The sequence below is a fragment of the Ignavibacteria bacterium genome (assembly GCA_025612375.1).
Classification (GTDB): domain Bacteria; phylum Bacteroidota; class Ignavibacteria; order Ignavibacteriales; family SURF-24; genus JAAXKN01.
This window is the reverse complement of the sequence record JAAXKN010000018.1, coordinates 24,996-39,344: the sequence shown is the minus strand read 5'-3', so window position 1 is coordinate 39,344 and position 14,349 is coordinate 24,996. Positions and strand designations below refer to the sequence as shown.

Here is a 14,349-nt window from a genome sequence, read left to right as displayed (position 1 = left end):
ATGAATACTAATATTGAAGACATTTATCCTCTTTCCCCGATGCAGAGGGGTATGCTCTTCCACAGCCTGTTGTCTTCTGAAACCGGCGTTTATATAGAGCAGACGAGCTGTACTTTTCATGGTCCTATGGATATTTACTCCTTTAAGTGCGCCTGGGAAAAAGTTGCCGAACGTCATCAGGTCCTCAGAAGCGCTTTTATGTGGGAAGATGTGGATGAGCCCCTCCAGATAGTCTATAAAGATGTTGAACTCCCTTTTAAGATTCTAGACTGGCAGAATGAGGCCGGAAAAGAAGAAAAACTTGAAGAATTGCTGAGACTGGAAGTAGAAGAAGGTTTCGCCCTGGAAAACGCTCCTCTGATGAAACTGGTTATCATTAAAGCAGATACTGATCTTCACTACTTCATATGGACTCAGCACCACATCCTTTTCGACGGCTGGAGCGCACAGATAATTATTAAGGAGGTCTTTGAAGTCTATAATGCGCTGATAAATAACAGTACCGCCCGGCTTAATGTAGTCCGCCCGTTCCGGGACTATATTTCCTGGCTGCAGAGGCAGGATATTAAAAAAGCCGAAGCGTTCTGGAGAATTACTCTTGAAGACTTGAGCAATAATACTTCTTTTAGACCCCGCGCCTTCCGTAAAAGGGAAGGGGGATACATGAGGAGGAATGTGGAAATAAACAGTGAAATTTCCTCACTGGTTAATGCATTCTGCAGGAAAAACAGGCTGACAATAAATACTCTTTTCCAGGGTTTCTGGGCCTTGATCCTCGCATCTTACACCGGTCATGACGACATAGTCTTCGGCTCTACTGTCTCGGGAAGACCCACAGACTTGCTGAATATAGATTCCACAGTGGGGCTGTTTATAAATACTCTGCCCGTCAGGATTAAAATTGAACCGGAAATTACTCTTGCCGCCTGGCTTAGAAATATTCAGTTCCAGCAGGCCGAGCAGAGAAAATATGAGTACTGCGCCTTAACAGATATACAGGGCTGGAGCCGGATACCCCGTGAGGTCCCGCTTTTCGACAGCATTATTGTCTTTGAAAACTATCCTGCTTCTGCGGCCTTAAGCCGCCTGAAAGAGAAAATTTCAATCGATGAAGTAAGGTCCCATACCAGGACCAATTATCCTCTGACTATAGCTCTCGGGGTCGGAGAGGAAATTTCAATTGAAATGGCTTATGATGAATCCTTTTTTGACAGTGAGGAAATTGAAGCCCTGTTTTCTCACTTTAAGGCCCTGCTTTCCAGTGTCTCGCTGAACGCTGAAAAGAAACTTAACGAAATAAGTATTCTGTCAGATGAAGAAAGTAACAGAATTTTAAGAGAGTTCAGCCATGGTGCCGATGCCTTGGCGCTTGAGGACATCTCTATCCCTGAATGCTTTAAGTCCGTTGCCGCCATTTATGGGAATATGACTGCATGCTGCAAAAATGACTCAAAGATAAGCTATAGGGAGTTGGATGAAAAGGCAGACCGGCTGGCCCATAACCTTATTAGTAACGGCCTTGTCCTGGAGGACATAGTTGCAATTGTGTCCGAAAGGTCAGTTGATATGATAGTAAGCATAATGGCTGTACTTAGGTCAGGAGGAGCCTTCCTTCCCATAGACCCCTCGTACCCTGTGGACCGAATAAGCTACATGATAGAAGATTCCGATGTAAAGCTGATACTTACACAGAAACACCTATTGGATAAAATACCTGTGACGTCAAAGAAGGTAATCCTGATGGATTCTGAAGAGGAATTATATTCATCAGGGGGGAACCATACTGAAGTAAAAATACATCCTGAAAACCTTGCATACGTGATCTACACTTCAGGCTCTACCGGCAAACCCAAAGGTACCATGCTCAGCCACAAAGGGGTGATTAACCTTGCCCGCGTTAAAAAAGAAATACTCCGGCTCTCATCGGGCAAAAGGGTATTGCAGTTCTCATCCTTCAGCTTTGATGCCTCAATTTGTGAGATTTTTATGTCGCTTCTTACCGGCAGTACACTCTGCCTGTGCGATAAAGAAGACATCCTCTCAGGCGGGAGATTGATGAATCTAATGTCGGAACAAAAAATTAATTTTCTCCTTCTGCCTCCTTCATATTTATCTGTACTGCCTGATAAGGATCTGCCTGATCTGGAGGTGCTTGTTACGGGCGGCGAGGCCGCAACCTGGAGCCTGATCGAAAAGTGGTCAAAGGGGAGGAAGTACTTCAACGCATACGGTCCCACGGAGGCAACGGTCTGCACTACACTCCATGAGTGCTCCTTAGAGGACATGGATCTCTCACAGACGCCTCCGATCGGAAGGGCAATATCAAACCTCAGGACATACATACTGGATAGGTCAATGCACCCGGTACCTGTTGGTGCCCCTGGAGAACTCTTCATTGCAGGAGTAGGGCTGGCAAGGGGATACCTCGGAAAGCCGGAACTTACGGCAGAGAAGTTCCTGCCCGATCCTTTCTCGGGTGAAAAGGGAAGCCGCCTTTATAGAACAGGAGACATGGTAAGATACTTAAAAGACGGGAAGATTGAATTCTTAGGAAGGATGGACAGCCAGATAAAGCTCAGGGGATTTAGAATAGAGCTCCAGGAAATTGAGTCGCAGATAAGGAGCTATGCCGGTGTAAAAGAAGCCGTGGTAGTCTTAAGGGAAGACAACATTGGCGGCAGCCGCCTTGTTGCATACATTGTAGCTGAAGAAGAGGACTTTGACACTTCGGGCCTTCAGGCATACCTTAAGACCAAGCTCCCCGAGTACATGCTGCCAAAGTTCATCATAAGGCTTGAGAAAATGCCACTTAACACCAGCGGGAAAATTGACAGAAGCGGCCTTCCTGAGCCTGAAGTAAAACAGGATAATTCCGGACACGAAAAACAGAAAACAGTTACTGAGGAAATTCTTGCCAACATCTGGGCGGATATTCTTAAGCTTGACAAAGTGGCTGCTGGAGATAACTTCTTTGAACTTGGCGGGCATTCACTCCTTGCAACTCAGCTTATCTCCAGAATCCGTGACGCTTTTAGTATTGAAATTCCTTTTAACATCCTCTTTGAAGAAAAAACACTTTCTGCCTTGGCTGAAAGAATTGACCGTATTGTCAGGTCTGACATGGAAGTCCCGGATAAACCGGTTAAATATGACGTGGCGGAGAAAATTCCTTTGTCTTTCCCTCAGCAGAGACTTTGGTTCCTGGATAAACTCCAGCCCGGTATGACCTCCTACAATATCCCTGCTGCTGTAAAAATTATCGGGGAAATAAATCTTAGCCTCCTTACGGAGGCTGTTAACACCGTTGCGGGACGCCATCAGGTGCTTAAAACTCTGTTCAGGGAAATTGACGGGCAGCCGGTCCAGGTTATTAACCATGACTTTAGGGCGGATATAAAAATCACCGACTTAAAGGACACTGCGGGTGAAAACCGGCTAAAGGAAGTTGACCGGATCATGGACACGGAAACGTCCAGACCATTTAACCTGCAGGAAGGCCCCCTTTTTAGGATCCATATCCTCCTCCTGTCAAAGGATGAATGCATTATCCTTTTTGTCATACACCACATAATTGCAGACGGATGGTCTATGTCAATATTAGTTAATGAAGTGGCCTCGGCTTATGAAGCCCTCATTAAAAATAAAAACCTTGCGCTTCCTGAACTGAACCTGCAGTACACAGATTACTCCATCTGGCAGAACCGTATGTATGAGGCAGGAAAATTTTCTCAGCAGCTTAATTACTGGAAAGATAAATTAAGTAATATCCCGCAGGTAAGCGGGCTCTATACAGATTTTCCCAGGAAACCTATCCTCTCAGTTAACGGAAATTCTGCCTCGGATATTCTGGACACAGATACCCTTAAAGAACTCCTTGAGCTTAGCCGGAAAGAAGGCGCTACTCTTTTTATGAGCCTCCTTGCCGCATTTAATATACTTCTGCACAAGTATTCGGGACAGTATAATATTTCCATCGGGGCCCCGGTTGCAGGCAGGGTCAGAACTGAAATTGAAAACCTCATTGGCTTCTTTGTAAACAACGTCGTACTGCTGACTGAATTAGAACGGGGGCTCACATTTAAAGAACTCCTGAAGAAAGTAAGGACAACTTCTTTGGAGGCTTACGCAAATCAGGACGTGCCTTTTGAAAAGGTTGTCGAGGCCGTTGCCCCTCTGAGGGATCTGAGCCGGTCTCCTTTGTTTCAGGTGATGTTCGTTTTCCAGAACTTCCGGACAAACGGATTTGACCTTGAGGACCTGCAGATTTCTTCTTACCCCATTAGAAGCACTACTTCCAATTTTGACCTGTCAATGGTATTAAATGAGTCGGAAGAAGGTTTAATGATGGCATTGGAATATAATTCCGACCTTTTTAAGCCCGAAACAATTGAATTGATGCTCAGGCATTATAAAAATATTATTAAATCTGTCCTTCTGGATCCTGACGTAACAATTGAAGATTTGAACATACTCCTGCCCGCTGAAGAGGATAAAATCCTCCGCGGCTGGAACAGTACAGCCATGCAGTACCCTCCTGTGTCTGTTGTCGAAAGGTTTAATGAGGTAGTAAATGAAAACCCTGCCTGTAATTCAGTTGTTATGGCAGCCTCTGACGGCACAATCCTGGAGGAACTAAGTTATTCAGGCTTAAATATCCGCTCAGAAAGACTGGCTTCGCTTCTTATGCGTAACCAGATCGGCCGTGAGGACATAGTGGCAATTGTATCCGAAAGGTCAGTTGATATGATAGTAAGCATAATGGCTGTACTTAGGTCAGGAGGAGCCTTCCTTCCCATAGACCCCTCGTACCCTGTGGACCGAATAAGCTACATGATAGAAGATTCCGATGTAAAGCTGATACTTACACAGAAACACCTATTGGATAAAATACCTGTGACGTCAAAGAAGGTAATCCTGATGGATTCTGAAGAGGAATTATATTCATCAGGGGGGAACCATACTGAAGTAAAAATACATCCTGAAAACCTTGCATACGTGATCTACACTTCAGGCTCTACCGGCAAACCCAAAGGTACCATGCTCAGCCATAAGGGTGTTGTTAATTTGTCTTATGTACAGAAGGAATCCTTCAGTCTTTCTCCGGGCGAAAGGGTAATGCAGTTCTCCTCACTCAGCTTTGATGCCTCTGTCTGGGAAATATTCATGGCGCTTTTAAGCGGTTCCACTTTGTATCTGTGCCGTAGGGATACCACGCTTTCAGGTGAAAAACTAAGGGACTATCTGAAAAATAACGGCATAAATGTGCTTACTCTGCCTCCTTCCGTACTGTCATTTATTCCTTATGACATCTTATCGGAGCTGGACGTACTTGTAACGGCAGGTGAGGCCGCAGCCTGGAGCCTGATCGAAAAGTGGTCAAAGGGGAGGAAGTACTTCAACGCATACGGTCCCACGGAGGCAACGGTCTGCACTACACTCCATGAGTGCTCCTTAGAGGACATGGATCTCTCACAGACGCCTCCGATCGGAAGGGCAATATCAAACCTCAGGACATACATACTGGATAGGTCAATGCACCCGGTACCTGTTGGTGCCCCTGGAGAACTCTTCATTGCAGGAGTAGGGCTGGCAAGGGGATACCTCGGAAAGCCGGAACTTACGGCAGAGAAGTTCCTGCCCGATCCTTTCTCGGGTGAAAAGGGAAGCCGCCTTTATAGAACAGGAGACATGGTAAGATACTTAAAAGACGGGAAGATTGAATTCTTAGGAAGGATGGACAGCCAGATAAAGCTCAGGGGATTTAGAATAGAGCTCCAGGAAATTGAGTCGCAGATAAGGAGCTATGCCGGTGTAAAAGAAGCCGTGGTAGTCTTAAGGGAAGACAACATTGGCGGCAGCCGCCTTGTTGCATACATTGTAGCTGAAGAAGAGGACTTTGACACTTCGGGCCTTCAGGCATACCTTAAGACCAAGCTCCCCGAGTACATGCTGCCAAAGTTCATCATAAGGCTTGAGAAAATGCCACTTAACACCAGCGGTAAAATTGACAGGAATGGCCTTGCCGCAATGGATCCGGGGCATGCGGCTAAAAAAGTGGAATATACTGCACCAAGAACCCGCACTGAAAAAGCAGTTACGGATATTGCCTCCGGACTCTTAAACCTCGAAAAAGCCGGGATCTATGATAACTTCTTTGAGCTTGGCGGCCACTCATTATTGGCATCCCAGCTTGTAAGCCGTATTAGAGAGGCTGTGGGAATTGAAATTCCTTTAAGACTGGTGTTTGAAAAACCTGTATTTGCGGATTTAGCCCTGGAAATTGAACTGCTGGAAAAAGGAAATGACGAAAGGAAAGATGAAACGATTAAACGCGTCTCCAGGGATTCTTACCGCGCCGTGAAGTCAGACTTAATTAAATAGTGGAACACATAAGTCAGAATTTTATAAGTTTTTGATAATGAATGTAGCCTGGCAAAATAAGAAATAGGAGATGGCCGAATGACTGATGATACCGATACCAATATGCATACTGAAGAATCTCCTGGAAATAGTGAGGAGGTTTATGTTTTCCCTGCTTCCTACGCGCAGCAGAGGCTGTGGTTCCTGGATCAGTTTGAGCCTGGAAGCCCGTACTACAACATACCTTCGGCAATGAGGATAAAAGGGAAGTTCGACATACCAGTATTTAAGAAGGTGCTGGGTGAAATCGTAAGACGCCACGAGGCCTTAAGGACAAACTTCCTATCCCTGGAGGGAAAGCCCGTCCAGGTGATCTCAAAAAGTGTGGATGTCCCTTTCCTGGTCCTGGACCTTAAGAAGATGCCTGAAGAGGAAAAGGAACTGGAAATTAAGCGTATATTAAAGGAGAAAGCCAGGTGCTCCTTCGACCTCTTAAAAGACCCGCTTCTTAAGGTCACGGTTCTTGAATTAGGCCCTGTGGATCACGTGGTCATAGTAGTCATGCACCACATTATCTCGGACGGCTGGTCAATGGGCCTGTTCGTGCAGGAAATATCCACGCTTTACAACGCTTTCTCCCTGGGGATCCCGTCCCCCATGCCGGAGCTCACCATTCAGTACGCCGACTTCTCCATGTGGCAGAAGGAGTTCATGCAGGGAGAAAGGCTCGAAAAAGAGCTCTCCTACTGGAAACGTAAGCTTGAGGGGTCATCTCAGGTCCTGAGGCTTCCAACAGACAGGCCGAGGCCTTCGGTCTGGACCAATAACGGAGCAACTTTGTCCAGAACAATTCCACAGTCTGCACTGGATGGCTTAATGGAACTGTGCCGGAAAGAGAAGGTCACTCTTTTCATGACGCTCATGGCCTCTTTCCAGATACTGCTTTATAAGTACTCCTCTCAGCACGACATCAGTGTAGGTACACCGATTGCAAACCGTACAAGGAGGGAGCTTGAGGGGATAATAGGCCTTTTTATCAACACAATTGTAATCAGAACAGAAATAGATGAAGCTGTGTCCTTCCGTGACTACCTTAAGAAAGTAAGGACAGTGACGCTGGAAGGCTATGAAAACCAGGACCTCCCATTTGAGTTCCTGGTCGAAAAGCTCCAGCCCGGGCGTGACATGAGCTACCAGCCTATGTTCCAGGTCATGTTCATACTCCAGAACCTCCCCTTGAACTCACAGCCCTTTCATGGCCTGGACTTCAGGATGCTGGACGTTGATATGGGGACCTCTACATTTGACATCACGCTTACTGTGGCCGAGACATATGAGGGGCTGGATGCCACGATAGAATACAATACGGACCTTTTTGATGAAAGTACAATAAGCCGTATGCTGAGGCACTATGAAAACCTGATAAACCACATACTCCTTAAGCCCGAAGAAAGCATCAGTAGCCTCAGTATGATGGATGAAAGTGAACGGAATATGCTGCTCTATGAGTGGAATCATTCAGAAGTGGAATTTGAAGAGTATGAGGTAATACAAAGCCTCTTTGAAAAGCAGGCTGAACTATGTCCTGATGAGACTGCACTTACTTTTGAGGGGAGTTCATTGTCCTACAGAGAGCTGAATGAAAGGTCAAACCAGTTTGCCCACAGGCTCATAAGACAGGGCGTCGGTCCTGAAGACATAGTTGGAATCCTGCTTGAGCGCTCACTGGATATGATGACTGGTGTCCTGGGGGTCTTGAAGTCAGGCGCGGCATACCTCCCCCTGGATGCCTCATACCCGGTAGACCGCCTGAGCTTTATGCTCGAGGATGCGGGTGTAAAGACGCTTGTTACGCAAAGTAACTTACGAAATATCCTGCCTGAGTATGATGGAAGCGTTATCCTGATCGACACTGAGTGGGATGAGATATCACGTGAAAGCATAATGAACCCGGTCTGTCCATCAGATAAAAACAATCTGGCTTACGTCATCTATACCTCCGGCTCTACCGGCAGGCCCAAGGGGACTATGATTCAGCACGCAAGTCTCATTAATGCATATCAGTCCTGGGAAATGGCTTATGAACTTACTACACGCGCCCGCTCCCACCTCCAGATGGCCAGCTTTTCTTTTGACGTCTTTGCAGGGGACTGGACACGCGCCCTGTGCTCGGGCGGAAAACTTGTAATTGCCCCCAGGGAAATACTCCTCGAAGGCGAAAAACTCTATAACCTTATGAGGCAGGAGGGAGTAAACATTGCGGAATTCGTCCCTGCGGTCCTCAGGAATTTAATCCAGTACCTGGATACTAGCGGCAATAACCTGAACTTCTTTCACCTCTTGATTGCAGGCTCCGACGTCTGGTACGCGGGTGAATACAGGAAATTCCTAAAATACTGCGGGGAAAATACCCGGCTCATTAATTCCTTCGGCCTTACAGAAGCTACAATTGACAGCTCCTATTTTGAAAGCACAAACCTCGACATCCCTAACGACCGCCTGGTCCCGATAGGACGCCCGTTTTCAAATATGACTCTCTATGTGCTCGATCGGAATCTTGAGCCCCTGGCACCGGGACTTACAGGGGAGCTTTATGTGGGGGGAAAAGGACTGGCAAGAGGATACCTTAAACGCCCGGACGTAACTGCGGAGAAGTTTATCCCTGATCCGTTTTCAAAAATTCCGGGACAAAGGCTTTATAAAACGGGCGACATGGCAAGATTCCTCCCTGACGGTAACGTCGAGTTCCTGGGTAGAATGGATAACCAGATTAAGCTCAGGGGACTGAGAGTTGAACTTGGAGAAATTGAAACCGCAGTCTCGGAATTTGATAGCGTCAGGGACTCTGTTGTAATTGCAAGAGAGGACACTCCGGGGGATAAAAAAATAGTTGCATACATCGTAACACGCGACGGCAATCCTATCCCGGCGCCTGAACTGAAGCACTTCCTGGCGGACCGTCTTCCTGAATACATGATCCCTTCGGCTTTTGTCACATTGGAGAAATTGCCCGTGACTCCGAACGGGAAAGTCGACAGGCGCGCCTTGCCCGCTCCCGACGTAAATGAAATTATGAAGGAAATGGAATCAAATTACGTGGCGCCGCGATCTGTAGCCGAGGGGGTGATTGCCTCTATATGGTCCGGCGTCCTGAAAGTCCCTAAGATCGGCATAAACGATAACTTTTTTGAGCTCGGGGGCCACTCGCTTCTGGCTACACAGGTGATCTCAAGAATAAGAACTGCCTTTAACATTGAAATTCCCTTGCGCAGCATTTTTGAAAATCCTACTGTAGCCCGAATGGGGCAGATAGTAGAAAAAGAAGAAATGAAGAAAAATGGTCTCATAAGCCGTCCTGTTCTTCCTGCCCCGCGTGAGGCCTTAATACCTCTGTCCTTTGCCCAGGAAAGACTCTGGTTCTTGGATCAGCTTGAGCCGGGCAATTCTTTTTATAATATGCCTGAAACTTACAGAATAAAGGGAAAACTGGATAAGTATATTCTTGAAGAAAGCCTGAACGAAGTTGTAAGGCGCCATGAAATTCTGAGAACTTCGTTTTTAACAGTAGACGGTAAGCCTTCGGCAGTAATATCGCCTGAACTGAAAATTATGATCGGCTTTACAGACCTGTCTATATATCCTTCAGAAGAACAGGATAAAATAATTGAGAACATATCTCTTCGTGAAGCACAAAGATATATCCCGCTTACCGAGGCTCCGTTGTTCAGAACCACGCTCCTGAAAGTTTCAGAAGAAGATTATATTATTAAAGTGATACTCCACCACATCATTACAGATGAGTGGTCTTCGGGCATAATGCTGAGGGAAATTGCACTTATGTATAATGCGCTGTTATTAAACACTAAACCCTCTCTTCCTGAGCTTAATATTCAGTACACAGATTATGCCTTCTGGCAGAGGGAGTACTTAAGGGGTGAAAACCTTGAGCGTCAGCTTTCATACTGGAAAGATAAGCTCTCAGGCATCCCGCTTTCACTTGAACTCCCATTTGACCACCCGAGACCCCCAATTCAGACATACAGGGGAGACTACATAAGTCTGGACCTAAATCCTGAACTGGTAAAAGCCCTAAGAGACTTCAACAGGCAAAGTGGTGTGACACTGTTTATGACCATGCTCTCATGCTTCCAGGTGCTGCTCTACAGGCTGAGTGGGCAAATGGACATCGTAATCGGCACACCCGTAGCAAATAGGAGTAAAGAGGAACTTGAGGCTCTCATTGGATTTTTTGTCAATACACTCGTCTTAAGATGCAGAATTAGCAGGAATATGAAGTTCCTTGATCTCTTAAAAGAAACAACAGAATCATCCCTCGAGGCCTTTACATACCAGGAGCTCCCATTTGAAATGCTCGTTGATGCTCTTCAGCCCGAAAGGACACTCAGCCATTCACCCCTGTTCCAGGTCATGTTTGCAATGCAGAATATGCCTTTAACAGATTATGAACTTGCACCCGGCATAAGAATTATTCCGCATGAAATTAAATTAAATACTTCAGAATTTGACCTCACTCTTTTTATCGCTGAAAAGTCGGACGAGAGCATTTCCATGGCTTTTGAATACAACACGGACCTCTTTGAAAAAGAGACAATTGAAATGTTCTTCCGGCACTATAAGTCTATAATTGAATGCGTGCTGATAAATAACGATCTGGCAATTTCAGATATACCTCTTTTAAGCCGTGAGGAGGAAATTGCGGTTACTGAAAAATTAGCTGAAGGTCACTCCGCAAATGTCAGCCTCAGCCAGTTGGTCCATGAAGCCTTTGAAACAACTGCATCGTTAAAAATGAATAGTCCGGCGCTCATTTTCATGGGGCGCGCAATGACATATGGCGAACTGAACAGCCGAAGCAATAAGCTTGCCCACTACCTCATGAAAAAAGGCGCGGGCCCGGAGACTGCAGTGGGTATTGCACTTAAGAAATCCCCTGAACTCATTATAAGCCTCCTTGCCGTACTGAAGTCCGGCGGATGCTATATCCCCCTCGATATGAATTATCCCTTGGAAAGACTGGACTATATAGTACAGGATTCAAAATTAAAACTCCTTATAACAGAAAAAGAACTGGCTTCAAAGTTCAGCGGCGATGTAGTAGAAACCATACTTATAGACACCCTGTGGGATGAAATTGAAAAAGAAAGCGCCTTGAACCCGGCGCTCAACAGGCCTCTTGAAGACAACCTGGCATACATAATCTATACCTCTGGTTCAACGGGCAGGCCCAAGGGTACCATGATTACACACAGGAACCTTATGAATTACCTCTCCTGGTGCATTTCCACATATCCTCTTAATGAAGAAACCGGATCGGTATTCCACCTGAGCATATCTTTTGACGCTGCTGTTACCTCCATATATCCTGCGCTTCTTTCAGGCAGCCCGGTTAAAATAATCCCTGACGGCACGGATATCTACCGCCTGGGGCAGGAGCTCTTTGAAAGTGGAACAGTTGGTACACTTAAGCTTACACCTGCACATATGGACGTTCTTCAGGAACAGCTGAAAAATGCAGAAGCCAATAATGACGGAAATGCCTCTTTACGCCTAAAGGCTTTTGTAGTGGGAGGGGAGAACCTTACCCGAAAACAAATATCTTACTACCAGGATAAATACCCTGAAACTCTGATCTATAACGAGTATGGGCCTACTGAGGCTGCAGTCGGCTGCATCGTCTATGAAGCTTCTGGACTAAAGACCGAAGGCTCTGTCCCCATCGGCAGGGTAATACCGGGCGTTTATGTATGCCTCCTGGATGAAAACATGAATATTGCCCCGGTGAATACTCCGGCAGAACTATATATCGGCGGACTTGGACTTTCCAGAGGCTACCTGGAAAGACCTGACCTTACGGCAGAAAAGTTCATACCCGATCCCTTTTCCTCTGCACCGGGCATGAGGCTCTATAAGACAGGTGACAAGGTAAAGCTCTTAAGAAACGGCAGCATTGAATTCCTCGGCAGACTTGACGAACAGCTGAAACTGCACGGATACAGAATTGAGCCCGGTGAAATTGAGGCTGCCTTAATGCAGCATTCAGCGGTAAAAGAGGCACTTGTCTTAAAACATACTACTGAAGAAAAACTTGTAGCCTACTGCATCCCGCGAAATGAACACATCCCCGAAACAAAAGAAATTAGGGAATACCTTGAGAAAAAAGTCCCTTCTTATATGGTGCCTTCAGTATTTATGTTCATTGAACAGTTCCCGCTTACCGTAAACGGGAAAATTGACAGGAAAAAACTTCCTGAACCCAGGCTTGAACGTGCAGAAATAACTGAAGGCTATATTGCTCCCGTAACAGAAGCCGAACTCCTTATGGCAGGTATCTGGCAGAGCGTACTGAATGTCGACAAGGTCGGTATAACAGACAACTTTTTTGAGCTTGGCGGGGATTCAATTATCTCAATCCAGCTCGTCTCAAGGGCTAACCAGGCGGGCTTCCGCCTGACACCAAGGGACATTTTCCAGAACCCTACTGTTAAAAGCCTTGCCCTTGCTGCAAATGGCGGCCGCGTCATAAAAGCCCCGCAGGGAATTGTATCGGGCCAGATCCCGCTTTCTCCGGTGCAGCACTGGTTCTTTGAACAGTCGCTGTATAATATCCATCATTATAACCAGTCATTGCTCTTTGAAGTGGAACATACTCTGGACATCACTCTGCTGGAAACGGTGCTGAAAGAAATTTTAATTCACCACGACGCTTTAAGAATATGTTTTAATAAAAATGAAGAAACGTGGGAGCAGTTTAACAGGGGAATTGACAAAATTGCACCTCTTATAAGAGTGGATCTTTCGGCTCAGCCTGAGGAAGAGCTGCCCCGCCAGATTGAAAAACTCTCGTCTGAATTTCAGGCAAGCCTCGATATCAGCAGTGAACCTTTGAAAATGGCGTACTTTGACACGGGGAAAAACAGGAAGAATTATTTATTCATTGCCGTACACCACCTTTTAATTGACGCCGTTTCATGGAGAATATTGCTGGATGACTTCCAGACTGCGTACACAGAGGCCTCTCAGCTAAAAAAGATCAGACTGCCCCTTAAGACCAGTTCCTTTATGGATTGGTCAAAGAGACTAAATGAGTATGCACAAACGCCTGAAGTTGCTGCAGAATTCGATTTCTGGCAAAAACTGAAGAATTCTGAGGCGTCTGCAATTCCAGCCGACTATAAGTCCAATGACGGGAACCTTGAACAAACAGCCGGAACCCTCCGCAACTCCCTTGAAGCAGAGGATACAGGAACTTTGCTTAAGGAATTGCCTAAAGTGCTGAATGCGGAAATTATGCACCCATTGCTGACAGCCCTCGTAAGGGCATTCAATAGTAAAACGGGAAAAACCGGCCTCTTAATTGAACTTGAAAGCCACGGAAGGGTGGATTTGTTCCCGGACCTGGATGTCTCCCGCACTATAGGATGGTTTACCAGTATCTATCCTGTCTACCTTGAGCTCGGGAATTCTGAGAGCCTGAAGGAGTCAGTTGAAAAGGTGAAAGAGCAGATGAATGCCATCCCGAATAACGGCATCGGCTTCGGAATGCTTAAATACCTCTCAAAGGATAAATCTCTCATTTCAGAGATGCAGAGGCTCCCAAAGCCTGAAATTGCCTTTAACTACCTGGGGCAATTTGATGACAGGACTTCTGCCGAGTCTTCAATCCTCCCGGCGCAGCCCACTAAGGGAGAAGAAAGAAGCCCGCATAATAAACGCTCCTACCTTATTGAAATTACTGCTGCTGTGGTAAACGGCAGGCTTAACCTGGAATGGACCTACAACAGTAAAATATATAAGGAAAATACAATGCTTCTTCTTGCAAACGCTTATCTGGAAGAGATTAGGGCAATAGTAAATCTGGTGAGATCACAGAAGATAGATCTCAGAGCCAAAGATTATTCTGATTTAGGCTGGAACACTCAGGAAGTCGATGATATACTCTCGGTGATAAACCGCATGAAGGAATAGAAT

The 14,349-nt window shown here is 46.0% G+C and carries 2 protein-coding genes; both read left to right on the top strand.

The window, feature by feature from the left end:
- Window positions 1–6,381, top strand: a complete 6,381-nt coding sequence (locus HF312_12100) for an amino acid adenylation domain-containing protein (protein ID MCU7520951.1) — start codon at window positions 1–3, stop codon at window positions 6,379–6,381.
- A 78-nt stretch (window positions 6,382–6,459) separates the two neighbouring features.
- The gene (locus HF312_12095) at window positions 6,460–14,346 is read left to right on the top strand and encodes an amino acid adenylation domain-containing protein (GenBank protein MCU7520950.1); all 7,887 of its coding nucleotides are present in this window, start codon (window positions 6,460–6,462) and stop codon (window positions 14,344–14,346) included.
- The last annotated feature ends 3 nt before the right edge of the window (window positions 14,347–14,349 follow it).

Coding starts and splice junctions, on each gene's coding strand:
- HF312_12100 (MCU7520951.1), top strand. CDS start 1: ATGAATACTAATATTGAAGACATTTATCCTCTTTCCCCGATGCAGAGG.
- HF312_12095 (MCU7520950.1), top strand. CDS start 6,460: ATGACTGATGATACCGATACCAATATGCATACTGAAGAATCTCCTGGA.